Genomic DNA, 26,038 nt, shown 5'->3' on the forward strand with positions numbered 1-26,038 from the left:
ATCGCCTGTTTTCGCCTTTTCAGGATGGTAAGGTGCCAAAGAGCCCAGGCACCATCTTCGACGCGAAGTCCCTGAAGATGCGGACCTGCCGGGGCAGATAGCGGTCGCGCAGGTTGGCGATGGTCAGGTCGAACACCGGCAGATGCCAGTCCGGCAAGACCTCGACGAGCTGCCCGCTGCGCACCAGGTCTGGCTGGACGATGGGCGGCAGTTCTCCAATGCCGCAGCCCTCGAGCAGCGCCACAATGAGCCCGGTGTAATCGTTCATGGCAATTGTCGGCTGGAAGGAAACCGTTTCGGTATCCCGGTCGTTGACATGAACGAAGCTCCAGCAATAGTCCGGCTTCCAGAAAGAGAACGCGAAAAGCCTGTGCGCGGGAAGGTCCCGCGGCGATTCCGGAGGCGGGCATCTGGCGAGGTACTTTGGACTTGCAACGAGCTGATGCCGGTAGCTCAGAAGCGTGCGCGCCGCGAGCGTCGCGTCGGTGAAGGTTCCGACCTTGAACGCGATATCGACGTCCTCGGCTATCTGGTCGACGATGCGTTCGGTAATGAATGCCTTGACCTCGACGTTCGGGTAAGACTGATGAAAGGCTCCGACGACAGGTACGATCAGCGAATCGGAGAGGTTTGGCGGCGCACAGAGCCGTACGGCGCCGGACACCTCGGGCAGGCGGTTCGAAATGACATTGTCGACGGCTTCGCTGACCTCGGTTGCCTGTCTCGCGAGCTCGAATACTTCGGTGCCGAAGTCTGTGAGCCTCAGGTGATGCGTGGATCGATCGAGCAAACGAACACCCAGCTGATTTTCGAGTTCGGCAATACGGCGGCTCACTGAGGAAATGGGCATCTTCAGCCGCCTCGCGCCCTCCGAGAAACTGCTCGCCTCGACAACCTTCGCAAAAATCAGCAGCGTATTCAGATCTTTCATTACCGTTACGCTCCGTCCGCCCCGCACCTTGCTGGCGATCTGCGGCCTCAATCGTCTGACGCAGGTTACCGCCGCAACCGGGCGGCAGCAAGGCAGCCGTCCGCCCGTGGCGACGTAAAGGATACGTCGCCTACAGCACGACTCGCTCGCCGTTCGGATTGCCTTGAAAAGTCCAGCTTCCGCCGCTTCGGAACGACGCGCCTGTCGCGAACGTGTCCTCCATGAACCGGAGATATGTGCAGCGGCCATGTTCGACCTTGGCGAACACCGCGAAGGGCGTCGTCACGACCTTTGAGAGTACCGTCGATCGGTACGTCAAACGGCCGAACATGGCGGCGTATTCGTCGGTGCCGAACAGCGCCTCCGGCTCGAAGGATTGAATCTCCCGGTAACGGCCGACATCCACAAAGGTCTTCACGATGCTCTCCGGACCGCGATACGTACCGGCCCACGGCATGATCCGCTTCAGAACGGGATTGTCGCAGTTGAGCGAAACATAGGTCACGTCAGGTGTGACGAGCGCACGGACGCGCTCGATCTCGGTTGGCTTCTCGAGTATCGAGGACAGCACTTCGGTTGGCGCGAGCATGGGCTTCTTCCTCCCCATCAGGGGTACACGTTCGAGCATACAAACGCGGCCTCTCGCGTGAGCTTTCCAGAAATGGAAATCCGATTTCCGCGATGTCCGTTAGCGGTCAGCCGAACGGTTGGCTACCATCCAGAACACATTGCGTGTCACGAGTATTTGAGCAGCAGCTCTTAACGAAACGGGAAACGTCGTGCACGCTTTCGACAGCGAAGACGAATGCAAAGCGTCACTGATTACATCATCCCCCGCGATGCACCGTTGCGGTTACGCAGGCGGGAAACAGAAAGGAGGGCAACTGTCATGAGCACGGCAATCATCGGCCTTGGAAGCATAGGTTCCCGGCTGGCGAAGAATCTGGTAATTGGTGGCGAGACGATCATCGTCGCGGCAAGGACGCCGGATGAGGCCGAGGAGGTGGCCCGGGACCTCGGCAACTATGCCGAAGCGTCGACGGTCGAGGATGCAATTGCCAAGGCGGACGTCATTGTCCTGGCGATCCAGTTCGACGCAATCAGGCAATTTCTCGTCACCCATCGTGAGGCGCTGGCGGGGAAGATCATCGTGGACCCGTCAAACCCGATTGCCCCGGACGGGAAGGGCGGATACAGGAAGATCATTCCTGACGAGCAATCTTCTGGCGTGTTGATTTGCGGGCTGCTCCCGGATCGGGCGCGCCTCGTCAAGGCGTTCGGCACGCTGGGCGCCGAATCGCTGGAAGCCGGCGCAAACCGGTCGCCGGAGCGTGCCGTGCTGTTCTATGCAGCGGACGATGCACAAGCCGGCGAGGTCGTGGCAAGACTCATTACCGTCAGCGGTTTTTCTCCCGTGCGCGTGGGCGGCATCGACCAGTCGATCCGGATCGAGGTTGGCGGCGATCTGCACGAGTATGGAAAGCTTGGCAAGCTGGTCAGCGCCAAAGAGGCCGTGTCGCTCGTCTAAACGGCGTGCGCACCGTGCATCAGATCATGGAGAACGACTCACCATGAACACCGAAACGCGCACCGTCTCCACGCGCGCCGAATTGCAGACGGCGCTCGACGACGACCAGATTCTGCATATCGTCGTTTCAGCGCAGATCGATGGGGTGACAGCCCTTCGCCTGCGGCCCGGCCTGGCTCTGACCGGCCTCGACGCAGATGCTGCCCTGCGCTTCGCGCCCGGCAGCGACGGGCTGGAGCTTTCGGCAGACAATCGGGTCGAGGGCTTGCGGCTTTCCACGGACCCCGATCGGCGCGCCATTTTCAACGACACCCGTGTCGACGGGTTCGGTCGGCTCGTGCTGCAAGCTCTGAGCATTGCGGGCGTCGTGCAGTTGCTGGCCCGCGACAGCGTGGCAGGCGGTCATGTCGAAGCCCACGATATCGACATTTGGGCCGCGGACGCCCGTGGCTATGAAGAGCGCCCGAAGGGATATGGTGTCGAAGTCGTTCCTGGCGTCTTCACGCTCTGGAATCAGCGCGAAGACCGCGGCGTGGTCATCACGGCGGACCTCACCGGGCTTTCGGCGGGCCGTGCCGGTGCGCCGGTTCGCGGCAGCGGCATCTTCGTCGGCGGCGCCGGAGAGACGGGCGGGCGTGTCGTCGCGCATCGCCTTGAAACCGGCGCCGTCCACAGCGATGGCGGCATCGCACCAGGCACGCCGGATCGCATCACCGGCGGCTTGTTCGTCGTGTCGGGCGCATGCGTCGCCAACGTGCACAATCACGGCCCGGTGACGACCTACGGTTCGAATGACATGGTGCTCGACAACTGGGGAACCGTCGATCGCTGGATCGTCGACGGGAAGGTCACGTCCCACGGGCCGAGCGGCATCGGCTTCGTGAATTTCGGCTCCCTCGAGCGGCTCGAAGTCAACGCGTTGATCGAGACGTTCGGGCAGGGATCGCGCGGCTTCAATGTCTACACGGGCACCGTGCGGTCAGCGCAATTCGAGCGGGTCGTCACGCATGCTGATGGCGCAGTGGGCATTCAGATCAGCCAGCCTGTCGGCGAAATCACCGTCCGCCGGGGCATCGAGACGTGGGGGGGTACGGGCGACTCACTGGTCAAAGGCGTCGTTGTCCGACTTGCAGCGACGGCGCTCAGCATCAAGCCCGGAGGATCGGCGCGCAAGATCGCAATCGCCGGCGGCCTGATCACGCATGGCGAAGGCGTCAATCCGCTGGAACTGCATGGCGCGATCGATGCGCTCGAGGTCAGCGGTGGATTGACGGCTGCCGGTGGCGGATTCGCCACCATCTAGCATCGAACGACAACCAGGGAACGCAATGGACCACACGACAAAATCCGGTATGGCGGACGAGGCCCGTGCGCGGCGCGAGTTTCTGCGTGCGGGCTCGGCCTCGGCACTCATGCTTGCTTTGTCCCGCCCGGCGCTGGCCGGGGGCGAAAAGGTCAGGGCCGGCGTGGAGAGGGGCGGCTTGCCGCGGCCGGGCGGACCGCTTCGGTCTGCGGGAGCCCTCGAGTTCGGGCCCGACAATGTCCTCTTCGTCGGCGATATCACGGGTGCGGCCGTGCATGCGTTCGCACTGAAGGATTCGGACGTAACCTCACAGCTCGACGTGGAGATGGGAAATTTTCACAACTTCGAAGGCCGCGATCTGGTTTTGGGCGTGGATCAGAAGCTCGCTGCGCTCTTCGGCACGACGGTCGGAAATATTGTCATCAACGATATGGCGATCCATCAGCCGTCGCGACAGATCTTCATTTCGGTCGAGCGCGGCAGCGGACCAGGCGCCATGGCTGCGATTGTGAAGGTCAATCACGGCAAGCTCGAGTTGCTCGAACTCGACGGTATTGCGCATTCGAAAATGACAATTCCAAACGAGCCGGACCAGAAGGCGATGCTGGAGTTCGAGCCCCAGCAGGTCTATGCGATTACGGATGTCAAGTACTACAACGGCGAGGTTTTCGTCACAGGAATCTCGAATCAGCGCTTTGCATCGACGCTGTATCGCATCCCGTACCCGTTCAGTTCCCGCCTGTCGACGAGCACCGTAGAAATCTGGCACCCGACGCACGGGGAGTTCGAAACGCGCGCCCTGATCGTGCGGCAACTGATCCGGGAGATGGATGGAAAACCATACCTGTTTGCCGTCTACGGTTGCACGCCGCTCGTTCGCTTCCAACTGGAAGAGTTGAAGGATGGCGCGCATGTGCGTGGGGACACGATCGGCGAGCTGGGCTATGGGTCGAATCCGCTGGATATGCTGACTTATACGGATCCGACAGACCATAAGGATTACTTGCTGGTCACCATCGATGTACGCAGCGCGTCGCGTATCGAGGCTGCGGAGTTGACGACCGCGAAACCCGGGCCGACCGGTGGCCCCATCGATTTCGGGCCGGGTGGCCTCGGGCGTAAGCAGCGCGATCTGCCGATCCGGGCGGAACATATTGCGATTCTCGATCCACGATGGGCAGTCGTCATCTGGCGGCATCCGAAGACGTCCTGGCGGCTGGACATCGGCACGCTAATGGTTCCGTACTTCTTCGACCGCAGATTGGGAATGGCGGAAATGAACTGGCCGGATGGTCCCGATCCGTTCCACTACCGCGAACATCGCAACGAGATCGACCACGCGTAGCGGTGGGCAGATCACGCAACGAGACTAGGTAAGGATGCCGATGACACTTCAGCCAACACTGCGGGTCGAGCACGAGACACAGCGGAGCGGGGCGGCTTGCGTCGGCGTGTACAACCTCGATGCGGATCTTGTTGAGTTTCTCGTCGAACGCCAGGGAACGGCCCGCCAGCTGCAATCCGTGCTGCGTGTGAACGTCATCGATGCGGCCATGCTCGGCGGCGACGAACTTCCCGATGTGGCCGGCCGCTATCAGCTTCTGGCGGCCGGGGTGCGATTCGTTCCGCGTTTTCCGTTCGAACCGGGCGTTCGCTATCGGGCAAGCTTCGATCCGCGGCCGCTCGGCCGGGTCGGGGATTCGGAGGTACTGACGCTCGAATTCTCGCTACCGAACCCGGTCGGGGTCGACCCGGCGTCTGTGACGGGTGTCTTTCCATCCGCCGATGTGCTGCCGGAAAACCTGCTTCGCTTCTATGTTTGCTTTTCCAGCCCGATGCGGCGTGGCGGTGCTGAGGCGCAGATCAGTCTCATCGGCCCCGATGGACGGCCTGCGCGCGACGTGCTCTATCGGCCTGCGGTGGAGCTTTGGGACAGAAGCATGCGTTGCCTGACGGTTCTGCTGGATCCCGGCAGGCTGAAACGCTGGGTAGGCCCCAATCGGGAACTGGGTCCGCCGCTGGTGATGGGACAACGCTACGCGTTGGCCATCAGCTCGGCAATGGTCGACTCGTCCGGTCGTCCGCTACGGCAGAATTTCTACAAGCCTTTCGTTGTCGCGCAGGCGGTTCGGGAGCCCGTTGCGCTCGCGAATTGGACGGTTCTGCCTCCTGCGGCGCAGAGTTATCAACCTCTGGAGATGGTGTTTCCCAGGCCGCTGGATTGGGCGTTGCTGCGGCGCGCGATTATGGTCGTGGGCGACGACGAACTTCCGGTAGCAGGGCGCGTCGCGATCGAAAAGGGCGAAAAACGCTGGACCTTTACGCCGCATTCGCCTTGGACGGCGACGCGGCCCGTCATTCGCGTTGCGCCGGACCTTGAAGACGTCTGCGGCAACAACCTGTTCGAGGCTTTTGACGGGCCGCTGGAAGCGCACCGCGAATTGACCGTGGAACGCACCAACCACAGGATTCGCTTTGAACTCACACGAGCAGCGAACTCAGCGTAACGAGCGTGGCGGCAACCCTTGGCCTTCGGCGGCTAGTCGTTCAGCACGTCGTGGACCTCGAGTTCGACATGGCTGTGTACGCAACGCAGGACGATCCCCCTCGGTCGTTGCATAAGCATGTCGCTGATGTTGATGAGCGCCTCCTGCACGATGCGGAAAACAGCGTTGCGTGGTCATCGCTCAACGAAGGGTCCAGGCGGAAAGCGCAAACCGGTGCATTGTGTCGTGTGAAGTCAAGGACGAGGATGCGTCCAAGCGTCTTCCGCAGTCGAGCGAACGACCGGAAGCTGACCGAATCCGACACCTGAGCGTCACGTCGACGACAACAACGAATGACTCGTCTTGGCCGGGTTCTGCCTGACGGCGGCCGCTGGCGCTTGGCCGCCACCGGGCCGTCGGGCGGTCCGTTGACGTGGGGTTATCGCACGCAGGCCGTGACCGAAACGCAACGCCGTAGCGAAAATCGATCGGCCGCTTCACGCCCTGAGTCACTCAGTCAAGCTTTTGGAGGGGGAACCGTGAGGTTTGCAAGAAGGGGCGAGCCTCGCTTCCTCAGTGCGTTCAGATAGACGCTTTCGTCGTATCGTGTCCCGGTTTGCCAGCAACGGTAGAGGATGCGTATCCATTTGAACGCCAGCGCGCGCACGGCGGCCTGATATGAACTGCCTTTCGCACGCTGCTGGCGGTAGAAGGCGCCGGCCCAGAACGATTTGTTGATAGTCTGACCGGCCCATTCGACGAATGTCTGACACAGGAATTTTGGGCATTGCCAGCGCCAATGTACCCAGCATTTCTTCCCGCTGCGCTGCGTGACCGGCGCGATGCCGGAGTAACGCAGCGAAGTGCTGATCCGATAGAGGTGACATGTGAACCTCTGAGGGTGATAGATTATCCAGGGACATGCATGCTTGTGCTCTGCGAAGGCAATATAGTGAGCCGGTGCGACGGCGAACCCTGAGTATTCGTTGACGAGCGCGAGCGCACCCGCGGACTCGAAGCTAAAGCGGCAAACGTCCCGGCGTTTGGGTCGACTTATTCGTAGCCCGCGGGTGCATGTTCCGCCTGCACTGGCAGCAAGCTGCCAGTGCAACCAGTATCAACGGAAGCGGAACGGACTATCTATACAGGGTCGATTTGATGCGGTCGCCGTTGGCCCGGCGCCCACCACGGCACACCCAATTTCTGGGCAGCGAAGGGCCGAACGGACACAAATTCCTTCATTCAATGAGCCAGGGCATCCGGGCTAAGAAACGGTTTCAAAAAGGCTTCATAGGGGGCTCGAGTTTGAGCATGACGAAGCCGCATACCTTGCGGACCATTATTCACGCATCGTGTTCAATGCTTCAACGCTGCAGCGGCTAATTTCCGGCGCCCTTTCAGGCATCCTTGCACTCATCGAGCGCGCACTCATTCAGGCGCGCGGTGCAACGGAGAACGAGACATGAGCAAGACATTCAGAATCGCCGCGATTCCCGGCGACGGAATCGGCCAGGAAGTGATGCCGGAGGGCGTGCGTGTGGTGGAGGCGGCAGCCGCGAAGTTCGATCTGAAGCTGGAATTCACGCATTTCGACTGGGCGAGCTGTGACTACTACCTGGAGCACGGCAAGATGATGCCGGACGACTGGTTCGCCAAGCTCAAGGAGTTCGACGCGATCTATTTCGGCGCGGTGGGCTGGCCCGACAAGGTGCCCGATCACATTTCGCTGTGGGGGTCGCTGCTGAAGTTCCGTCGCGAGTTCGACCAGTACGTGAACCTGCGTCCGGTGCGTCTGTTGCCCGGCGTGCCGTGCCCGCTCGCGAATCGCAAGCCCGGCGATATCGACTTTTTCGTGGTGCGCGAGAACACGGAAGGCGAGTACAGCGCCGTGGGCGGCAAGATGTTCGAAGGCACGGAACGTGAGTTCGTGCTGCAGGAGTCGGTGTTCACGCGCCAGGGCGTGGACCGCATCCTTCAGTACGCGTTCGAACTCGCGAACACGCGCGAACGCAAGAAACTGACGGCGGCGACGAAGTCCAACGGCATCTCGATCAGCATGCCGTACTGGGATGAGCGCGTGGCTGCGATGGCCGACGCGTATCCCGACGTGAAGTGGGACAAGCAGCACATCGACATCCTGTGTGCGCGCTTCGTGTTGCAGCCGGATCGCTTCGACGTGGTGGTGGCGTCGAACCTGTTCGGCGATATTCTTTCGGATCTCGGCCCTGCGTGCACGGGCACGATCGGTCTCGCGGCTTCGGCCAACCTGAACCCCGAGCGCAAGTTCCCGTCGCTGTTCGAGCCGGTGCACGGTTCGGCTCCGGACATCTTCGGCAAGAAGATTGCCAATCCGATCGCGATGATTTGGTCGGGTGCGATGATGCTCGACTTCCTCGGCAACGGCGACGCGCAATACAAGGCGGCGCACGACGCGATCATGCAGGCGATCGAGAATGTGCTGGTGGAAGGGCCGCGCACGCCGGACATGGGCGGCACGGCGAATACGACGGATGTCGGCAAGGCTGTCGCTGCCGCACTTTGAACGGAAAGCGAGTGGGGTGTTCCTGCGGGACACCCCGTTATCTGTGACGCAGGCTTTTCACCGGGATTCAGCGAACGTTCATCACCCGGGCTTCAGCGAACATTAATCACCCGGCTTCAGCGCGCGCCGTTGCAAAACGGCGCGCTTCCCCCGGCCGCGGCTTCTTCGGCGGCCGGCTGCGCACCTGCGGTCGCGGCCGCCGTCATGTCGGCAGGCTGTGCCGCCCGGCACAGGGCGGTGAGCCACACGTCCTCGCCGTGCGGCGCGACCCGCGCGTAGCCTTGCTCCAACACCAGCCGCCATGTATCGTCGGGCAACAACGCGCGATACAGCACGCGATAGTCCCCACGATGCGCGAGCGCGTCATTCACACTCGCTTCGCGCGCCGCGCGGTCGTCGGCATGAATGTGCTGCGAAAGCTCGACGAAATGGCGCGGCGCCTTGGCGGGATCGACGCCGAACAGTCGGCACCACTCGTCCGACACGATCAGCTCGTCCAATGCACGCAGCCATCGCCACGCACCGAAACCCGCGATGCGCGCAGCGTCATTGAGCAATTGCAGGCGGCTTTCCAACGCGCACTCCGCCTGCTTGCGCGCGCTGATGTCGATGGTGGTGCCCACCACCCGCACCGGGCGACCGGCATCGTCCAGCAGCGTGGCGACGCGTGATTCGATCCAGCGGATCTGCCCGTCGGGAAGAATGATGCGGAAGTCCCACACGCGCGGTGCCGTGCTCGCAACGAGCTCCTTCAAGCTGCCTTCGTTCAGCCAGATCGAGTCCTCGGGGTGCAGTATCTCCCAGAACTCGGCGTTGTTGTGGATTTCGCGGCCATAAAGCTTCGCGCAATTGCTCGAATAGATAAGTTCGTCGGTGACCAGATTCCATTCCCACGTCACGATGCCGGCCGACTCCTGAGCCTGCTTCATGCGCGCTTCGTTCGACATGATCTCGGCGGTGTAGCGGCGACGCAGGTCGGTCATCGGCAGCTCGGTATTGCCTGCGATGCTGAGGTCTTTCACGGCTTCGTCGCCGTAGCGCAGCCAGACCCAGTTCACGTCGAGGAACGCCGCGAGGCGGCGCAGGTTCGAATAGTCGATCTCGCCGCCGCGCGTCCACTTGTGCACGGCGGGCCGTGAAATGCCGACGGCGTCGGCCACTTGCTGCAAGCTCAGCTTCTTGTGCTCGAGCAGTACTTTCAGACGGAACGCGAACGTATCCTCGGACATCCAATTCCCTCTATGACGAATCGCGCGGCCGAACGGATCAGGCGAAAAGGGCGGCATAGGCCCCGGACCCTTCTTTCGGGTCCGGGGCCTATGCCGCCGATGATGAACGGGGCGCACGGCCGGGACTATTCGTGCGAGTTCGTGCGAGCGCCTACCTTTCGCTAGTTTAACGGATCGGCGCCAGCGCCGTTCCGTCGGGCGTTGGAGTGTTCTGCCTGGAGTTCGTGCAGTGCAAACAGGCCTAGAGATCGATCACGAGGCGCCGTGTGCGCGAGCGCGACACGCATAGCAGAATGGTCTTCTGCGCAGCTTTTTCGTCGTCGTCGAGATACTGGTCGCGATGATCGGCCTCGCCTTCGAGGATCGCCACTTCGCAAGTGCCGCACACACCTTCACGGCACAGCGACTCCACCGTCACCCCCGCGCGCTCGATGGCCTTCAGGATCGTCTCGTCCTCGCCCACTTCGAGCTCGATGCCCGACTTCGCGAGCACCACAGTGAACGCGCTGCCGCCGGTGTCGGTGGCGGCGAACTGCTCCGAGTGCAGCTGCGGCTTCGGCCAGCCCAGCAGCGCGGCGTTCGCATAGACGGCGTCGTTCAAGCCCTGCGGTCCGCACACATAAACATGCGCGTCGGCGGGCAGGCTCTTGAAGAGCTTGAGCAGGTCCAGACGCTGGCCCTCGCTTTCCACATAGCAGTGCACGTTGGCCGCATGCGGGCCGGCCATCAGTTCGTCGACAAATGCGCCATGCTCCGGACTGCGGAATGCATAGTGCAGTTCGAGCTCGAGATCCTCAGGCCGATGCTCGGCGAGTTGCGCGAGAAAAGGCGTGATGCCGATGCCGCCCGCGATGAACACATGCCGCTTCGCGCCGCTCGCCAGCTCGAACAGGTTGGCGGGCGAGCCGATGGCGAGACGGGTGCCCGCTTCGACCTTATCGTGCATGAAGGCGGAGCCGCCGCGCGAGGCCTCTTCGCGGCGCACGGCGATCTGATACTGACGCGTGTCGCGTGGCGAGCTCAGCAGCGAGTACGCGTTGTGGCGCCACGCTTCGCCGTCCTGCATGGAGACGAGCACATGGGCGCCGCCGTTGAATGCTGGGAGCGGCGCGCCATCGGGCAGCGCGAGCGTGAAGCGCTTGATGAGTGGAGTGAGTTGCTCGACGGCGACGACGTCGACCGTGATCGATTCGCGGGCGTTCATGTTGACTTCCTTGACTTCGGAATCCGGAAAAAGGAGCGGATGCGGCGCGACCCGCATCCGCTCGAAGGCGAGCGCGTCGATTAACGCGAAACCCCCGCCATACAGAGGTACTTGATCGACAGATAGTCCTCGATGCCGTACTTCGAGCCTTCGCGGCCGATGCCCGACTGCTTGACGCCGCCGAACGGTGCGACTTCGTTGGAGATCAGGCCCGTGTTGATGCCGACGATGCCGTATTCGAGCTGATCGGCCACGCGCCAGACGCGGCCGATGTCGCGGCTATAGAAGTACGCGGCAAGTCCGTAGATCGAATCGTTCGCGAGCTGCACGACTTCGGCGTCGCTCGCAAAACGCACGATCGGCGCGACCGGTCCGAAAATTTCCTCGGAGAGCACCGCCATGCCGGGCTTCGCGTCGGCGAGCACGGTGGGCGCGTAGAAGTTGCCGCCGCGCTCGTGCGGCGCGCCGCCCGTGACCACACGTGCGCCTTGCGCGACCGCGTCGCGCACGAGGCCGTCGACCTTGTTGCGCGCCGCTTCTGTGATCAGCGGTCCGATGTTCACGCCGTCGGCGAAACCATCGTCCACCTTGAAGGCGGCCACGCGCTCGGCAAAGCGCCGGCAGAACTCGTCGTACACCGAGTCGTGCACATAGAAGCGGTTCGCGCAGACACAGGTTTGCCCTGCGTTGCGATACTTCGACAGCAGCGCGCCTTCGATGGCGGCCTCGAGGTCCGCGTCGTCGAACACGATGAACGGCGCGTTGCCGCCGAGTTCGAGCGACACTTTCTTGACGGTATCCGAGCACTGACGCATCAGCAGACGGCCCACTTCGGTCGAACCGGTAAACGTGAGCTTCTTGACGAGCGGGCTCGAGGTCATTTCGAGGCCGATCTCGCGCGACTTGCCGGTGACGATGTTGATCACGCCGGAGGGAATGCCGGCCTCTTCGGCCAGCGCCGCTAACGCGAATGCGGACAGCGGCGTCTCATTGGCCGGTTTGATCACGATCGTGCAACCGGCGGCCAGCGCGGGCGCGGCCTTGCGCGTAATCATCGCGGCGGGGAAATTCCACGGTGTGATGGCGGCGCACACACCCACCGGCTCCTTCGTCACGACGAGGCGCTGGTCCGGGTTCGGGCTCGGGATCACATCGCCGTCGATGCGCTTGGCCTGCTCGCCGAACCACTCGATGAACGAGGCCGCGTAGCCGATCTCGCCACGTGCTTCCGCGAGCGGCTTGCCTTGCTCACGGGTCATGATCTCGGCCAGTGCTTCCTGGTTCGCCATGATGAGCTCGAACCAATTGCGCAGCAGGCGTGCGCGCTCCTTCGCCGTCGTCGCGCGCCAGCCTGGGAGGGCGCGATGCGCGGCGGCGATGGCCGCGCGCGTTTCGGCGGCGCCCATGTTCGGCACGTTCGCGATCGACTCGCCGGTGGAAGGGTTGAGGACCTCGAGCGTGGCGTTGTCGTCGGCGTTGCGCCACTGCCCGTCGATATAAGCCTGCTCACGCAGAAGGCCGGGATGTTGCAGCGAATTCATGCGGGCTCCTGGTCCTGGTACTGCTGGGCAAGCAGGTTGTGGAAGTGCGCGATGCCGTGCTCGCTGACGCCGCTGCGCTGCTTGTCGACCATGATGCGGCCCTGGCCGCGGTAACCACGCGACTTCAGACCCTTCTGCACGCTCTCCACGAGGCGCAGGTCTTCCGGGCGAAACACGGTGCGATACCACTCGATCAGCTTGAGCTGCTCTTCGGTCGGCTCGTCGTTCAGGAAGTAGATGTCGTAGTGCTGCAGCGTGACTTCGGCGCTCATCGGGAATTCGTAGATGACCGTCATGAAGTCGCCGCCCGGCGGCACGTTGAACATCGTGCAGGGCCATGCCCAGTAGCCGCTGAAGCTAGGGTCCTTGACGGACGGATCGAGCTTGAACGAACGCTCCGACGACTGCGCGTGACCGAACTGCACCGTCCAGTTACCGTGCAGCGTGTGCGTGTACTGGTCGATCTTCACGGAATCCGAGAAGCCGGGGTGCGCCGGGCCGCAGTGGTAGCACTCGAGGTAGTTATCGACGATCGACTTCCAGTTGGCCGGCGTTTCGGTCACGAAGCGGGCGGCGAGCTTGAGGTCGTCGATCACGGGACAGGCTTTGCGCAGACTGGCTTCGAGGCCGGGCAGTTGCGCTTCAACGCCTTCGGCGTCCGGGTTCAGGTTGATGAACACGAAGCCCGCGTATTCCTCCACGCGCACCGGCACGAGCGTCGAATTGTCCTTGTCGAACGACTCCACGTGATCGCAGTTGTTGGCGTGCGCGAGCGCGCCGTCGAGCTTGAACGCCCAGGCGTGATACGGGCAGGTGATCACGTTCTTCGCCTTGCCGCTGCCTTCGAGCAACTGGTGGCCGCGGTGCGGGCAGACGTTATAGAAGGCGCGCAGCACCTTGTCCTTGCCGCGCACGAGCAGGATGCTCTCGCCCACCACTTCGCGTGTCACATACGCGTTCGCTTCGGCCAGTTCGCTGCGGTGCGCGACGCAGATCCAGGTGTTCTCGAAGATCCTGTTCTCTTCCGCTTTGTATATCGATTCAGAGGTGTAGTAGCTCGCCGGGATGGTCCAGGCGAGTTCGGGGTTGGCGCAGAAGTCTGCGGGCAGCTTCGGGAGTTCGGGTTTCTTGTGGAATTCGATCGGGAGGTAGGTCATCGGGTCCGCCGTACTGGAGTGGATTAACTGACAGTTACGATAAAACTATGAGTTAACGAAAATATAGGAGAAAACCGCGCGACGGAGGATTGGGGTTATCCCTCACTGATCGGGAGGATCCGTGCGGGCTTGATGCGAAACCCCTATTCTGTCGGTTACGAATCAAAGGGCGGGACCTTTGACGTACCAAATCGATTTCTGCGAAGACGTCAATAGGAGGATGCGATAGTGAGACCAAACACTCCAGGGTGCGTACCATCGTTAACTGATGGTTTGTCGTTAACCAGAAGATAACCGCGCCGTGTCACGAAACTGGAACTCTTGGTATCGGGGCCGGCGCGCAAGGCGGGACCGTGCTGTTCGCGGCCGCTTTCGCCACCCCACAACTGGAGGAGACATGTCCCACGAGGCAATCGCCGAAACCCTGGCCAACGAACCTTCGCGCGCAAAATCGCGAATCGAATCACGCTCTATCGACTACGTGCCGCTCGCCGAACGCAAAGGCAAGGCCTGGCACCTATGGCCCGTGTGGTTCACGGGCGACGCCAATCTCGCGACCATCGCGGCCGGTGCGCTTGGCATCAGCATGGGCGGCAACCTGTTGTGGAGTGCGATTGCGATCGTGCTCGGCAATGTGCTGGGCACCTTCTTCATGGCGTTCCATTCAAGCCAGGGACCGCAGCTCGGGCTGCCGCAGATGATCCAGTCGCGCCCGCAGTTCGGCTACATGGGCGCGCTGCTGGTGTGGGTGGTCGCGCTTGTCACCTATATCGGCTACAACTCGTTCAACCAGCTGATGGCGGGGCAGACCGCGCATCATCTGCTCGGCACCGAGCCGCATCTGAGCTACATCGTGTTCACGGTGATCGCGGTCGCGCTCGCGGTGTTCGGCTATGACCTGATCCACAAGGCACAACGCTGGCTCGCGTTTGCGCTGCTCGCCGCGCTCACGATCTTCAGCATCGGCATGTGCCTGAAGGTGCCGTTCCCCGCAGGCCAACTGAGCTTCGCGGGCTTCAAGACCACGCCGTTCCTCGTGCAGCTTTTCTCGGCAGCGGCGTATCAGCTCTCGTGGTCGATCTACGTTTCCGACTACTCGCGATATCTGCCGCCCAATACCGGTGTGCGCGCCACCTTCTGGTGGACCTTCCTCGGCGCGTTCATTGGCGGCGTCTGGATGATGCTGGTGGGTACAGCGGCAGCGGCGCTGAACTCGCAGATCGAGATCTCCGATGCGGTCCAGCGTGCGGGCGACATGATCTTCCCGGGATTCGGTACGGTTACGCTGCTGCTGTCGCTGCTCGGACTGCTCGCCATCACGGGCCTGAACTTCTACGGTGCGTCGCTCACGCTGCTGAGCATCACGGACTCGTTCAAGCCGCTCAAGTCGAACGCGACCAAGCGCATCGTGAGCCTCGTCGTGGTGGCAGTCGTTGCGACCTCGCTGGCGTTCTCGGCGTCGGACAACTTCATGGGCAAGTTCGGCGACTTCCTCGGCATTCTCGGCTATCTGTTCACGCCGTGGACCGCGATCAACCTCGTCGACTTCTTCATCGTGCGTCACTCGCATTACTCGGTGCGTGAGATCTTCAACCCGCGCGGCATCTACGGTCGCTGGAACTGGTGCGGCCTGACCGCGTACGGTGTCGGCTTTGTCGCGATGATCCCGTTCTTCAAGACAGAACTCTATTCCGGACCGATTGCGAATGCGCTGGGCGGCATCGATATCGCGATGCTCGTGGGTCTGCCCGTCGCGGCACTGGTCTATCTGTGGGCCTGCCGCTCGCTCGACATCGAAAAAGAACGCCAGCTCGTGCGCGAAGCCGACCGTGGCCTGAACTGATCCTGCCTCTACAACGACTACAACATGAATCAGACGATCAAATTGCAGCCCACCGTATTCGTCACGGCGGTGCTGGCGCTCGCGATGCTCCCGGTGGCTGCGCACGCGCAGAGCAGTGTCACGCTTTACGGCGTGCTCGATGCGGGCATTACCTACGTGTCCAACGCGGGTGGCTCGCATCAGATCAAGTTCGACGACGGCGTGACTTACGCGAACCGCTGGGGCCTGATGGGCACCGAAGACCTGGGCGGCGGGATGAAAGCCGTGTTCAAGCTGGAGAGCGGCTTTCACCTGGGTAACGGGCAGATCTCGAACGGCGGCTCGCTTTTTGGCCGCTCCGCTTATGTAGGTTTGCAGAACGACTGGGGCACGCTCACGTTCGGCAATCAGTTCGACATGACGCGGGAAATGGTCTACCAGTACAACGCATCCGCGTGGGCGAGCGGCTACGCCATCAACCAGGGTGACTTCGACCGCATGAACGGCGACCATCTGCCGAACGCGGTGAAGTTCATGTCGGGCACGTACGCCGGGTTCCAGTTTGGCGGCATGTACTCGTTCAGCAATACGCCGGGCGATTTTCATACGGGCAGCGCGTGGAGCGTCGGCGCGCAGTATCACCACGGCCAGTTCTCGATGGGCACCGCCTATACGCAGTTAAACAACCCGTCGGGCATTTATGCGTTCGACCCGTACAACATGATCGGCGTGCGCACGTTTTTCGGCAGGCCGACCGTGAGCGTTGATCCCGCGACGGGCGCCGTCACGTCGCTGTATGCGCACACGCCGTTCCCGGTCGACAGGCAAGGTGCCTTTGGCGTGGGCGCGAGCTATGCAATCGACAAGCTGACGCTGATGGGCGCTTTCACTTACACGCAAATCAAGGCGTTCGGCGAGAGCGAGCACATGCTGGTCGCCGAAGGCGGCGCGAACTGGCAATTCACGCCGGCGGCAAGTCTCGCGGGTGGCTACCAGTACACGCACTTCGATGGCCATCACTGGGATCAGCTGTCCGCGGGTCTGCATTACCTGCTTTCGAAGCGCACGGACGTGTACATCTCGGGCGACTGGCTGCAGGCGTCGAGTGGTGTCGATGCGGTGATCGGCTACAGCTTCACGCCTTCTTCCTCGACGACTCAGGCCGACGTGCGTATCGGCATGCGCCACTCGTTCTGATGAAACTGCCCGCCGCCCCTGAGCTCGACGACCTGCGGGTGTTCTGCATGGTCGCCCGCAAGTGCAGCTTCAGCGCGACCGCCGATGCGCTTTCTGCGTCGGCGGCGTATGTGAGCAAGCGCGTGGGGATACTCGAAGCGAGCCTCGGCACGCGCTTGCTGCACCGCTCGACGCGCCGAGTGGCGATGACGGCCGCGGGCGAGCGCGTGTTCGCGTGGGCCGAAAAAATTCTCGACGACGTGGAGCAACTCGTCGACGACGTCTCCAGCACGCGGCGCGTTGCGCGCGGCACGCTGCGCGTGTCGAGCAGCTTCGGCTTCGGCCGCAAGTTCGTCGCGCCGGCGCTGGCGGCCTTGTCGGACCAGTACCCGCAGTTGGGTGTGCGGCTCGATCTGTTCGATCGCGTCGTGGACGTGGCGGGCGAAGGCTTCGATCTGGATGTGCGCATCGGCGACGAGATTGCGGGCCACCTGATCGCCCGGCGCCTTGCAACGAACTATCGCGTGCTTTGTGCCGCGCCGGCATACCTCGCGCAGCACGGCGAGCCGCAAACTGTCGCGGATCTGGAGGCGCATGCCTGCCTCGCGATCAAGGAGCGCGATCACCCGTTTGGTGTCTGGCGTCTCGATACGGACGGCAAGACGGTCGCCGTCAAAGTGACGGGCCCGCTCTCGACGAATCACGGCGAGGCCGCGGTGCAATGGGCGCTGGCCGGGCGCGGCATCGTGCTGCGCTCGATCTGGGACGTGCAGCCTTTGCTCGACGAAGGGCGGCTGCAACGCGTGCTGCCCGAGGTCACGCAGCCGGCCAACGTATGGGCGGTATTTCCCGAACGTCTTGCGCAGTCGGCGAAGGTGAAGGTGTGCGTGGACTTTCTTGCGGAAGCATTCGCCCAGGCTGGGCTCGGCTGTGCGGCGCAGTTGCCGTCGCAAGTCGCTTCGAATGGCGCTGACCGCCCGGCGCGCAGTAGCGGCCCGAACGAACGCAAAATTGAGTCCGAAAACACGCTGCTGACTTGATCGATTCTGCCCACGTCAGCGCGTTGCTGAAAACGCGGCGTGCGTGTTATCGCTGCGTCGGGGACTTCTAGACGGATCTCGCGATCCGGGAATCGGACATCGAGCCGGTCTTTTCGAACGCGTGGTGGTTCGCTCGCAACATGGCCGGGATTCCGCGCGTTGGAGGCAACATCTCGCGCGCCGCAGAGCGAGAAATAGTTCGCTGCCGGCCGATCCCGCTCAGGGCGGGCGCCTGCCGCGTTCGCGCAGCGCAAGGAACTGCCGGAAGAGAAGGTTCGCGGCATGTTGAAGGTCGCGTGGCAACCCGTATCGCTCGAGACGCCAGTGGGTGAGGATGCCGACGCGACACCTGGCGATATGATCGAAGATCCGATGGCGACATCGCCCGCAGATGCGGCCGTGCAGGCGAACCTGCGCGTCGCAATCGATGAGGCGCTCGATGCATTGTCGCCGCGTGAAGCGAAGGTGTTGCGGATGCGTTTCGGGATCGATACATCGACTGACCATACGCTCGAGGAACTGGACAAACAGTTCGACCTGACGCGCGAACGCATCCGGCAGATCGAAAGCAAGGCAATGCGAAAACTGATGGACCCGAGTCGCGCCGCCAGGCTTCGGCCATTTCTCGACCATTAACGCGTAGACTCGTGCATAAGCGGGTTGCGCTGTTTCAGGGACGGCAGGCGCTCCCGATCGTCGACCGCATAGGCCGTTGTGGAGCGCACCGGGCCCGGACGGCTCGATGCGCTTCACGCCTCATCGGACAGCGGATCGTCGCACGCTACCGCCGACTCACAGCAGGACTGCCTGCTGCAGAAGTTCCAGAGCCTTCAATTCGTCCAGTCGGCCCGTGCGTGCCTTACCTGCCAGCGTCTTGATCAACGCTTCCGCGATTGGCGCGATACCGGCAAGGTTGTCCAGGCTGGTGACGGAAGCGGGGAGCGACACGGGGTTTGGCTGCGGGATTGCAGCGGCTGGAAGCAATTCTGCGGTGGGCGGTGTGACCGCCGGCAGCTTGCCATCACTGCCTTCAGAGGAGCGACCGGCGGCCTCGGCGGAGGCACCGCTTATGTGATCTTGCTGGCTGACGACGATTGCCTCTGTCGCTTCTGCGACATCCGCTGAAGCAGGCGAGGCGCTTTCTGGCTCAACCGGGACGCCCGTCCGCGCGCGCCGCCTGTGCACCTTCGAATTTACGGGTCTTCCTGACGCATCGTCGTTCGCGGTGGCCGCAATCGGCTCGTATTGATCCGCGGACGCACGTCCGCGCGAAGCAGGAGTGAGCAGCCGTGACACCGACTCGGGAATCTCCGCTTCCGAGCGCGGCGAGTCCAACCAGCCAGTCGGCAAACCAAGTCGCTCCGTGAAACGGTTCGCCTCGACATCGTCCATGCGCTTCTTGCCATATAGCCGATGTGCCATGTTTGACTTGGTCATGGACAGAACTACACCAAGTCGCGCTTTGGATCCGTTGCGACCCGTAAGGATGTGGAGGTTCTGCCGTCGAATGTTTTCGACCGTAGCGCTGTCGCCTAGCGCCAGCGGGTGCTGCCGGGTCGCTTCCGAAGAGGCTCTGGACTTCGAAGATGAAGCTTTTCCTGGCGCATGGGCGCCAGTCGGTCTGGCCATCTGGCTTCGACTCTTTTTGACGGCCCCCGCCGACTGGCCCATTGCTTTCTTTGGCATTTCCGTTTCCTCGGACAGGTTATCTTCCCGCATGGCTTGTTGGCCGCCGTTCGGGGCGGAAGCCGGTACGGGCGTTTCAGACGCAACCTCGGGCTCGTCGTCTGGTTTGACAAAGTCGAGCGGTGACTTCAGGCGGGCGATGGTTTCGGGCGCGAGCGCAGGATGGGGCTGGTCAAAGAAACCGTGCGGAAGCCCAAGCGTGGTTTCCATATGAAAAGCGGTCTCGGGCGTGAATCTTTCGCCCTTCATCAGTTCGGCTACTCGCGTCATGTTTGATTCGAGTCCTAGCGCGATATTCTCTGCGCCCACTGCATCGACAAGAAACTGAAACGATCGTGTTTTGAAAATCGACGCAGTCTGAGCGGAGTCTCGAGGAGGTGCCTTCACGTACGATTGTCCCTGCCGGTTGGACGGCGACTTCTTCACGTGACGAGGTTGGCGTTGGCCGCTGTCCCGAGGTCCCGCATATCGTCCGCGGGGTTGACTCATAAAATAGGGCTCCGTGCGATCATTGATGTTCTGGCTCGTGAATTATAGACGAGGGTAAATTTCGAACATCCGAAGCGTTAGCCTGTCCATCCAGCGAGAAATACCCCCACGCGGCGCACGAATGATGAAGAGCCCGAATCTATCATTGGCCGCGGCTTGTCATGCGACGCCAATATTGTGTTCGCGGATGTGACTGATGCCGGCTAACCCTCCGTTTCTGCTCGACGCACGCCAGCATATTTTCGTGCGAAACACCTCGAGCACCGGTCGGCGGGAATGGTCTTTGCGGCGGGCTAGGCTGCATCATTTTCGCGCCGGTCCTTTGCGACCGGTACCTGCAGATCGTCCCAATCGAGGAGACAGTTATGGCGAGCGAAACGCTTCTGGTACTTCCGGGTAATGGAGGCGAGACCGAACGGGCTGCGGTGGGGCAGTGCCGAGGGTCGCGCGGCAGTTAATCTTTTTGTCGATGTGGCGGAAAGGTTGTTCGAATTGAACCGCACGGCAGTAAAGACTTCAATTGACGAACAATTTGCGGTCACATCGAAGGCGCTTGAAGAAAGGTCGCCGCTGGGCGCGTGGCGGCTGCAGGCGAGCTATGTCCTTGCCGGGTCGGCGAAAGCGGCTGCCTACTGGCGCCATGCGAGCGAAATCCTGCTGGACTCGTTTGCGGATGTCGTGAATGACGCCGAGCAACGCGTGAACCGGGGCTTCCTCGTGATGACAGGTGTGCTCGAAGATGCGACCGTTGGGTTCGGGTCCTCGATTCTCATGGGAGACCAGGGGCCCGCCACACACAGCATGCAGGAAACGGCGCAGATTATCTCCCAACCGGAGGACGAAACTCCTGCGCGGCGGCGCGGTAGGGCAGATGGATAGGGCGCGTCAAAGTAGTGCGGGTCCGACGCGAAGCAGTACGCGCGGCCACCCTCGCTTGGCCGGGGAAGTCGGATCAGACAAAAGAGCGGCGCGGGCGCACGCCGCAGCCGGCGTGCGCGAATCATTTGTGCCTTTACGTGTGCATCGGTACGTCGCGTCGAGAGCCGAACGCATCGGCCGCTCTAACGGAAACCTGGATGATGAACCTGAAACCTGCCGAGCAGAAACCATCATGATCGGCGGTGCGACTGCCTTCAACACCGCGAATAAGTCCTTTAGCCCTGCCGACAAGAAGCGCCAGAACAATCGCCAGTTGGAGGGTAATGGTCGCAAGATTGGTTGGCAGGCCCGTTCATGAAAGGAACGTGGCAACCAGCGCCTCCGTTCCATGCCCTTCCTGGAGCGGTTGTTCCGATGCGCGAAAAGTCACCACCATATAGATGACGTAGACGCCAACCAGTGCGAGGCTAAACAACGCCCGGACGTACAAAATTGGTGTAGCACAAACATGGCGGCGCTTCTCGGCCGCGGTGATGGCGGACACCATCATCACGAACGACAGCTCCATCACCGGCAGATACACTTTCCAGTGGGATTCAGGTTGGCGGAGACCCGCGTTAGCTTCACCGAACTCACATTTTCGGACCGTCATCGGCCCTTGGGAATTGCCGAAGCGGTCGTTCAGCATAGCGGCTGCATGTCGGTTGCGTCGGCAAACTCTGTCTGCCCCTTACCCCGCGTTTTCGCCCGGTACATTGCGCTATCTGCGGCACGCATCAAGGTTTGGGCGTTGAGAGAGCTGCCTCCGGTGCCTTCCGTCAGCAGCATGCACACTCCAATGCTGGCCGAAACGGCAGTCGGATGTCCGCCAGCGGTTCGCACGTTGCTCAGGATGATGTGAATACTATCGGCAATTCTGAGCGCGCCTTCCTGGTCGTATACTTGGTGTGCAAGGACTACGAATTCATCTCCGCCCAATCGTGCGAGCGTGTCACCGCGGCGCATCCGGCTTACCAGGGCCATGGCAAAACTCCGCAGCAATTCGTCACCTACCGCATGTCCGTGTGCGTCGTTCACTTCTTTGAAACCGTCCAGATCTATCAGGAACAAGGCACTCTGACCGACTGCGGTACCTCGACCGGTCAGCGTTCGCCCAATCACCTGCTCAAGTCGGAGGCGATTGCTTAGCCCCGTCAGGGGGTCAGTTGCAGCCCGCTTTTCGAGTCGATACACCAGCACCGCCAGGTAGAGGGATATTGCTGCAACGCTAAACGTCAAACCAAGTCCGGCCTCGATGTTTGTCCGCCACCACGGTTGCCAATACATCAGGCTTACGAATCCAGCGAGCGCCACCGCACATGACAGCGCCAGCATTCGTCGGCCGTAACGGCAGCCGGCACCCACCAGGAACCAAAAAACGACCCAGAGCAGCGGAAGCGCGGCCCTGCCGCCAATTGCCAGAGCTGTCGTCACCGTTGCCTGGTCGACAACCGTGGTGAGAGTTAACCTGAGGTGTGAGCGCGCTGGTCCGACCTTCGTGACGACGTACGTCACGATACCGAACACCACGTAAATCGCGACCGTCACCATCGTTGAGTAGGCGACTGTCGAATGACAAATCAAGGTGAAAGCCAGGTACGCGAGCAGAACCACAGTTCCAAAAACCATGCGCAATATCGCTTGTTCCTTCTCGGGGTTCTTCGGAAACACACGCAACATCGCTTGCTCGCGCCACGAATGAAGATCCGCCTCGGCCATCCCAACCACCCCGCTAGAGTCCAATAACTGCCGTCTCGGCAAAACTTCGTAGTTGTTCACTTGGGATCTCCACGACTGAGACCCGCCGTTGGAATCCATCTTAAGATAATTTATGCAATCGCCGTGAATGTTCTACATACAAATATTTGTGGCTGTAGGAGTGTGCTGACAAGAAAAGATCCACCAAACGTTTGCTTGTCATTGAATTGGACCTTTCCAGCTCACCTCAATCGTTTGCGGAAGAAGGTGATGCCGCTACCTTCGAGAGGTGAATGCACGACAAGTTGCGTGGAAGTTGTGCATTGCCGTTTGACAGGCGGCCTCTCCTTCCCGTCAGTCTTACGGTGAGCCTGCGTGCGAAGTGTCGGGGTGTTGCGAGCATCTCGCCGCAGTCGCAGTCCCTCAATGTCTCCCGCTTAAGTGCAACTAACGGTCAAAGCCATCGATCACCATGCCGAGGCTTCGCCCAAAAGCCAGCTGCCAAAAGGTGGGCAATCCGGACTGTCGTCGCGCCAGGATGCACTTGATTACCACCCGTTAGGAAGCTCTATCAAGGCGCCTGCACTTGCGAGTCGCGAACAGGTCGTTCGGCAAACTGCGGACGAATTCCACGCACTGTCGGACTCGATTCTGGAATGCAGGCTTAAGGATGCGTCCCCGGCGAAAAACCGGTGTCTCAGCGGCGCGAGAAATCTGCCAGTGTCAATTCAAGTCGTGCAACGGGATGGGCGAGCAGTTTCCGTTCGGCGATCGCGCGGATGCGGCCGTAGCCATCGCGAAATGTTTCGAGGATGCGCTCGTCGCCTGCGCGGGGCTCGAGCCAGAAATACGCTTCCAGCGCCGTGATCGTGATCATGCATTCGACCGGGCGGTTCTGGAAGACCAGAGAAAATGCCACGCCGAGGCGATTGGCGAGCACCTGCGCTTCAAGTTCGACGGTTTCCATAGACGGCAAGGAGGGCGCTTTGGATCAGGTCACGATGATCATCATGGCCGGCGACTTGTCCAGGCGCGGTCCGGCGAACTCAAGGAAGAGGACAAAGCTGTCACGATAGGCGGCTATGGTATGCGCACTAAGCGCCCGCTGCTGCGTGAGATATTCGGTGAACCACGCTTGCACGAGCGCTGCAAACGAAGGCGGTGCCTTGGATCGCCTATTCATTGCCGTCTCCTGCGATATCAGCGAAACGCTCGAACCTGGCGCCGGCCACGGCCATCAGTTCTGGAACTGCCGTCGGATACCAGTACGTGTAAAAGATCTCCGCATGACCCATATAGGTCGATAGCGCCAGCATCATCTGGTCGACCTCGGTGCCCTCAGCATGCCAGAGCATCATGCGACGCACTGCAAAGGTATGCCTCAGATCATGAAGCCGTGGCGCTGCGTGGGCGCCACGATTCACCAGCCGAGGCTGTCACGCAGCGTGTTGAAGACACGTTGAGCCTGTCGCTCCCCAAGGGGCTGCCCAACCGTTGACCACGACTGCTCACCAGGAACGGGATGTCGGGGTTCGTGGCAACGTGTCGTTCGCGTTGCCGCCGATAACGCGCTAACGCGGCAACAGTGCTCGCATGGATGGGCAACTGTCGCGACTTTGCAAATTTAGTCTGCCGCACAATCAGCATCCCGCGTTTGAGATCGACATCGGCATCGCGTAAGTGGATATCGGATGCGATGCACTGACCGCTTACCACCGCGGACGATACCTCCCACGCCAACCCGATAGGGCCTCATCATGGAATCCTTCACAAAACTTCTTCATTTCGTCACCGGCGTCGTCGTTGCCGTCTCGCTGATCGAAGCGGTCGTGCTGAGCCGCAGGAAGAGTGCGTCCTCTGGCTGCCGGATGGCGGAGGCGAAACGACGGAAGAACTGCGCCGCAAGAGCAAACAACCCGGCGCCACGGGCGCCATCAACGGCTAGTGCGTCAGTGGAAGAGGGCAACGCTGGGGAACAGTCCTTTGGTGGCCAGGGCCGCCGGTTTCCTCAGACAGCACTCGCGGAACGGTGAATTGAACGACGTGCAGGAGCAGTCCGAGTGCGCCCGCACGACTACGGATTACGCGGCGCTGGGGATGAGCGCGTCCACCGTGATCCATTGGCTGCCTTGCGTGCCGGCCTCCTTCTGCAACCGTGCGGCGTCGCGAACATGACACTCCACCGGGAAACACGGGGCCGCATGCGCCGAATAGCGCTCCGAAATGGACTGTCGCCCTCGGTCGGCGCGCCGAGCCGAGCCTACCTTGACCATGCCTTGCAACGATACAATTGCGCACACATGGTCATTTGCCGCCTGATTGGCTTCGCGACAACGCCCCGTCCCTCACGCTGCGCGTTGCAGCGCTGCCCTTGGCGCGCGGTCAGGATTAAGTCTCGTGGCGATTTTGACCAGTTCGGCGAGCGAGCGGACGTTCATTTTTCGCATGACCTGCGCGCGGTGCACCTTCACCGTGATCTCCGCGATGCCCAATTCGCCCGCTATCTGCTTATTCAGAAGGCCGGTCACCACCAACGTCATGACCTCGCGCTCGCGTCGACTTAGTGAAAGGTAGCGATCTTGGATCGCCTGCAACTCCGCCGCCTCCCTCATCGCCGCACGGCTTAACTCGATGGCGTGCCGGATGGCATCGAGCAGGACCTGGTCGTCAAAGGGCTTGGTGAGAAATTCAACTGCTCCAGCTTTCATGGCCCGCACCGTCGTCGATACGTCGTTGTAGCCGGTGATGAAGATGATTGGCATGTCGGTACGCTCGGATGCAATACGATTCTGCAAGTCGAGGCCGCTGAGATCGGGAAGACCGACGTCCAGCACGAGGCAGTTCGGCACCTTGGCGGCCGGATGTCCGAGAAAGTCCTGCGCGCAAGCAAACGTCTCTGCCTTAAGACCGGCGAAGCGAACCATTGCTTCGAGCGACTCACGCAATGAGACGTCGTCGTCGACGACGAAGACGACCGGCGTCGCTTGCTCCGGCGGCAACTCGAATTCACGTTCAACTGCACGGATTGGGGCCATTGGCAACTCCGCAGTAGGCACCCTCGGCGCACAATTTTTGCCATTTATTTATGGCACCAGAACCTAAATCACGAAACCACCGAAATGCGCTTTTTGCGTCACACTCCCGCAAAGGCCGCTTCATTATCCGCACGAATTCCATCCTTGTGATGTCTGCCCGGGTCCGCAATGACAATGCCGATGGGGTACGGCAGGTCGAGGCAGGCAGTTACGCATGGTAGGCTTGGCAAGCAATACAATCCAAGTATTGTCA

The 26,038-nt window shown here is 61.5% G+C and carries 22 protein-coding genes and 3 pseudogenes; 11 read left to right on the plus strand and 14 right to left on the minus strand.

All coding sequences use genetic code 11. The features are described from left to right. Window positions 1–19: 19 nt before the first annotated feature. Both AB3X86_RS10970 and AB3X86_RS10975 read right to left on the minus strand, forming a co-directional pair. The gene (locus AB3X86_RS10970) at window positions 20–931 is read right to left on the minus strand and encodes a LysR family transcriptional regulator (RefSeq protein WP_368595984.1); all 912 of its coding nucleotides are present in this window, start codon (window positions 929–931) and stop codon (window positions 20–22) included. A 130-nt stretch (window positions 932–1,061) separates the two neighbouring features. Next, window positions 1,062–1,559 carry a nuclear transport factor 2 family protein gene (locus AB3X86_RS10975; protein ID WP_368595985.1) on the minus strand — a complete coding sequence of 166 codons (498 nt, stop codon included), beginning with the start codon at window positions 1,557–1,559 and terminating at the stop codon, window positions 1,062–1,064. A gap of 177 nt (window positions 1,560–1,736) precedes the next feature. Here AB3X86_RS10975 and AB3X86_RS10980 point away from each other — a divergent pair, with 177 nt between their 5' ends. The 4 genes from AB3X86_RS10980 to AB3X86_RS10995 are packed head-to-tail and all read left to right on the plus strand — an operon-like array spanning window position 1,737 to window position 6,269. Next, a complete protein-coding gene (locus tag AB3X86_RS10980) occupies window positions 1,737–2,459 on the plus strand; it encodes an NADPH-dependent F420 reductase (RefSeq protein ID WP_368595986.1) in 723 nt (240 codons plus the stop codon). Window positions 2,460–2,502: 43 nt separating this feature from the next. After that, the gene (locus AB3X86_RS10985; RefSeq protein ID WP_368595987.1) at window positions 2,503–3,762 is read left to right on the plus strand and encodes a hypothetical protein; all 1,260 of its coding nucleotides are present in this window, start codon (window positions 2,503–2,505) and stop codon (window positions 3,760–3,762) included. A 25-nt stretch (window positions 3,763–3,787) separates the two neighbouring features. Further along, the gene (locus AB3X86_RS10990) at window positions 3,788–5,107 is read left to right on the plus strand and encodes a hypothetical protein (protein ID WP_368595988.1); all 1,320 of its coding nucleotides are present in this window, start codon (window positions 3,788–3,790) and stop codon (window positions 5,105–5,107) included. Window positions 5,108–5,147: 40 nt separating this feature from the next. Next, the gene (locus AB3X86_RS10995) at window positions 5,148–6,269 is read left to right on the plus strand and encodes a hypothetical protein (RefSeq protein WP_368595989.1); all 1,122 of its coding nucleotides are present in this window, start codon (window positions 5,148–5,150) and stop codon (window positions 6,267–6,269) included. Window positions 6,270–6,765: 496 nt separating this feature from the next. Here the strand turns inward: AB3X86_RS10995 and AB3X86_RS11000 are convergent. Continuing rightward, window positions 6,766–7,098 (minus strand): annotated as a pseudogene (locus tag AB3X86_RS11000) (IS110 family transposase); the annotation flags it as partial. 612 nt (window positions 7,099–7,710) lie between these two features. Between AB3X86_RS11000 and AB3X86_RS11005 the strand changes: the two are divergent. Then, window positions 7,711–8,790, plus strand: a complete 1,080-nt coding sequence (locus AB3X86_RS11005) for a tartrate dehydrogenase (protein ID WP_368595990.1) — start codon at window positions 7,711–7,713, stop codon at window positions 8,788–8,790. A gap of 116 nt (window positions 8,791–8,906) precedes the next feature. Here the strand turns inward: AB3X86_RS11005 and AB3X86_RS11010 are convergent, their stop codons facing one another. The 4 genes from AB3X86_RS11010 to AB3X86_RS11025 all read right to left on the minus strand — a co-directional run bounded on the left by AB3X86_RS11010 (window position 8,907) and on the right by AB3X86_RS11025 (window position 13,921). Beyond that, window positions 8,907–10,019: a PAS domain-containing protein gene (locus AB3X86_RS11010; protein WP_368595991.1), complete on the minus strand. Its 1,113-nt coding sequence runs from the start codon at window positions 10,017–10,019 to the stop codon at window positions 8,907–8,909. Window positions 10,020–10,260: 241 nt separating this feature from the next. After that, window positions 10,261–11,223, minus strand: coding sequence for a 2Fe-2S iron-sulfur cluster-binding protein (locus AB3X86_RS11015; RefSeq protein WP_368595992.1), 963 nt, complete (start codon window positions 11,221–11,223; stop codon window positions 10,261–10,263). Between the two features lie 80 nt (window positions 11,224–11,303). Beyond that, window positions 11,304–12,764 carry an NAD-dependent succinate-semialdehyde dehydrogenase gene (locus tag AB3X86_RS11020; protein ID WP_368595993.1) on the minus strand — a complete coding sequence of 487 codons (1,461 nt, stop codon included), beginning with the start codon at window positions 12,762–12,764 and terminating at the stop codon, window positions 11,304–11,306. Further along, the gene (locus AB3X86_RS11025) at window positions 12,761–13,921 is read right to left on the minus strand and encodes an aromatic ring-hydroxylating dioxygenase subunit alpha (protein WP_368595994.1); all 1,161 of its coding nucleotides are present in this window, start codon (window positions 13,919–13,921) and stop codon (window positions 12,761–12,763) included. The genes AB3X86_RS11020 and AB3X86_RS11025 overlap by 4 nt, the downstream gene beginning before the upstream one ends. Before the next feature lie 397 nt (window positions 13,922–14,318). Between AB3X86_RS11025 and AB3X86_RS11030 the strand changes: the two genes are divergently transcribed. The 4 genes and pseudogenes from AB3X86_RS11030 to AB3X86_RS11045 form a co-directional block, all read left to right on the plus strand. After that, on the plus strand, window positions 14,319–15,764 hold the full coding sequence (locus AB3X86_RS11030) for a cytosine permease (RefSeq protein WP_368595995.1): 1,446 nt from the start codon (window positions 14,319–14,321) through the stop codon (window positions 15,762–15,764). 24 nt (window positions 15,765–15,788) lie between these two features. Continuing rightward, window positions 15,789–16,940: a porin gene (locus AB3X86_RS11035; protein WP_368595996.1), complete on the plus strand. Its 1,152-nt coding sequence runs from the start codon at window positions 15,789–15,791 to the stop codon at window positions 16,938–16,940. Further along, on the plus strand, window positions 16,940–17,959 hold the full coding sequence (locus tag AB3X86_RS11040; protein ID WP_368595997.1) for a LysR substrate-binding domain-containing protein: 1,020 nt from the start codon (window positions 16,940–16,942) through the stop codon (window positions 17,957–17,959). Before AB3X86_RS11035 ends, AB3X86_RS11040 begins: the two co-directional genes overlap by 1 nt. 231 nt (window positions 17,960–18,190) lie before the next feature. Further along, window positions 18,191–18,595 (plus strand): annotated as a pseudogene (locus tag AB3X86_RS11045) (sigma-70 family RNA polymerase sigma factor); the annotation flags it as partial. A 156-nt stretch (window positions 18,596–18,751) separates the two neighbouring features. On the opposite strand, the gene AB3X86_RS11050 reads toward AB3X86_RS11045, so the two are convergent. Beyond that, window positions 18,752–20,134, minus strand: coding sequence for a hypothetical protein (locus AB3X86_RS11050; protein WP_368595998.1), 1,383 nt, complete (start codon window positions 20,132–20,134; stop codon window positions 18,752–18,754). Between the two features lie 483 nt (window positions 20,135–20,617). Here AB3X86_RS11050 and phaP point away from each other — a divergent pair, with 483 nt between their 5' ends. Next, window positions 20,618–21,013: a TIGR01841 family phasin gene (gene phaP / locus AB3X86_RS11055; protein WP_368595999.1), complete on the plus strand. Its 396-nt coding sequence runs from the start codon at window positions 20,618–20,620 to the stop codon at window positions 21,011–21,013. A 112-nt stretch (window positions 21,014–21,125) separates the two neighbouring features. Beyond that, the gene (locus AB3X86_RS11060) at window positions 21,126–21,371 is read left to right on the plus strand and encodes a hypothetical protein (protein ID WP_368596328.1); all 246 of its coding nucleotides are present in this window, start codon (window positions 21,126–21,128) and stop codon (window positions 21,369–21,371) included. Here the strand turns inward: AB3X86_RS11060 and AB3X86_RS11065 are convergent. The 6 genes and pseudogenes from AB3X86_RS11065 to AB3X86_RS11090 form a co-directional block, all read right to left on the minus strand. After that, window positions 21,264–21,497, minus strand: a pseudogene (locus AB3X86_RS11065) (sodium:calcium antiporter); the annotation flags it as partial. The gene AB3X86_RS11060 and the pseudogene AB3X86_RS11065 sit on opposite strands and share 108 nt — an antisense overlap. Window positions 21,498–21,694: 197 nt before the next feature. Next, window positions 21,695–22,831, minus strand: coding sequence for a diguanylate cyclase (locus tag AB3X86_RS11070; RefSeq protein ID WP_368596000.1), 1,137 nt, complete (start codon window positions 22,829–22,831; stop codon window positions 21,695–21,697). Window positions 22,832–23,447: 616 nt separating this feature from the next. Beyond that, entirely contained in the window at window positions 23,448–23,717 is a 270-nt protein-coding gene (locus AB3X86_RS11075) for a DUF1488 family protein (RefSeq protein WP_368596001.1), read from the minus strand. A 24-nt stretch (window positions 23,718–23,741) separates the two neighbouring features. Further along, window positions 23,742–23,933, minus strand: a complete 192-nt coding sequence (locus AB3X86_RS11080; RefSeq protein WP_368596002.1) for a site-specific integrase — start codon at window positions 23,931–23,933, stop codon at window positions 23,742–23,744. Beyond that, window positions 23,926–24,108, minus strand: coding sequence for a hypothetical protein (locus AB3X86_RS11085; protein WP_368596003.1), 183 nt, complete (start codon window positions 24,106–24,108; stop codon window positions 23,926–23,928). Before AB3X86_RS11085 ends, AB3X86_RS11080 begins: the two co-directional genes overlap by 8 nt. A 987-nt stretch (window positions 24,109–25,095) precedes the next feature. Beyond that, complete coding sequence (locus AB3X86_RS11090; RefSeq protein WP_368596004.1) at window positions 25,096–25,785, minus strand: response regulator transcription factor; 690 nt, start codon at window positions 25,783–25,785, stop codon at window positions 25,096–25,098. Window positions 25,786–26,038 lie beyond the last annotated feature (253 nt).

It is taken from the genome of Paraburkholderia sp. BR14374 (assembly GCF_040948685.1).
GTDB lineage: Bacteria > Pseudomonadota > Gammaproteobacteria > Burkholderiales > Burkholderiaceae > Paraburkholderia > Paraburkholderia youngii.

Bases quoted from the DNA above. Each gene is read 5' to 3' on its own strand.
- AB3X86_RS11075 (WP_368596001.1), bottom strand. From the start codon at position 23,717: ATGGAAACCGTCGAACTTGAAGCGCAGGTGCTCGCCAATCGCCTCGGC.
- AB3X86_RS11090 (WP_368596004.1), bottom strand. From the start codon at position 25,785: ATGGCCCCAATCCGTGCAGTTGAACGTGAATTCGAGTTGCCGCCGGAG.
- AB3X86_RS11040 (WP_368595997.1), top strand. From the start codon at position 16,940: ATGAAACTGCCCGCCGCCCCTGAGCTCGACGACCTGCGGGTGTTCTGC.
- AB3X86_RS10985 (WP_368595987.1), top strand. From the start codon at position 2,503: ATGAACACCGAAACGCGCACCGTCTCCACGCGCGCCGAATTGCAGACG.
- AB3X86_RS10980 (WP_368595986.1), top strand. From the start codon at position 1,737: ATGCAAAGCGTCACTGATTACATCATCCCCCGCGATGCACCGTTGCGG.
- AB3X86_RS10990 (WP_368595988.1), top strand. From the start codon at position 3,788: ATGGACCACACGACAAAATCCGGTATGGCGGACGAGGCCCGTGCGCGG.
- AB3X86_RS11005 (WP_368595990.1), top strand. From the start codon at position 7,711: ATGAGCAAGACATTCAGAATCGCCGCGATTCCCGGCGACGGAATCGGC.
- AB3X86_RS10975 (WP_368595985.1), bottom strand. From the start codon at position 1,559: ATGCTCGAACGTGTACCCCTGATGGGGAGGAAGAAGCCCATGCTCGCG.
- AB3X86_RS11050 (WP_368595998.1), bottom strand. From the start codon at position 20,134: ATGAGTCAACCCCGCGGACGATATGCGGGACCTCGGGACAGCGGCCAA.
- AB3X86_RS11080 (WP_368596002.1), bottom strand. From the start codon at position 23,933: ATGAATAGGCGATCCAAGGCACCGCCTTCGTTTGCAGCGCTCGTGCAA.
- AB3X86_RS11035 (WP_368595996.1), top strand. From the start codon at position 15,789: ATGAATCAGACGATCAAATTGCAGCCCACCGTATTCGTCACGGCGGTG.
- AB3X86_RS11085 (WP_368596003.1), bottom strand. From the start codon at position 24,108: ATGATGCTCTGGCATGCTGAGGGCACCGAGGTCGACCAGATGATGCTG.
- AB3X86_RS11030 (WP_368595995.1), top strand. From the start codon at position 14,319: ATGTCCCACGAGGCAATCGCCGAAACCCTGGCCAACGAACCTTCGCGC.
- AB3X86_RS10995 (WP_368595989.1), top strand. From the start codon at position 5,148: ATGACACTTCAGCCAACACTGCGGGTCGAGCACGAGACACAGCGGAGC.
- AB3X86_RS11025 (WP_368595994.1), bottom strand. From the start codon at position 13,921: ATGACCTACCTCCCGATCGAATTCCACAAGAAACCCGAACTCCCGAAG.
- AB3X86_RS11015 (WP_368595992.1), bottom strand. From the start codon at position 11,223: ATGAACGCCCGCGAATCGATCACGGTCGACGTCGTCGCCGTCGAGCAA.
- AB3X86_RS10970 (WP_368595984.1), bottom strand. From the start codon at position 931: ATGAAAGATCTGAATACGCTGCTGATTTTTGCGAAGGTTGTCGAGGCG.
- AB3X86_RS11020 (WP_368595993.1), bottom strand. From the start codon at position 12,764: ATGAATTCGCTGCAACATCCCGGCCTTCTGCGTGAGCAGGCTTATATC.
- AB3X86_RS11010 (WP_368595991.1), bottom strand. From the start codon at position 10,019: ATGTCCGAGGATACGTTCGCGTTCCGTCTGAAAGTACTGCTCGAGCAC.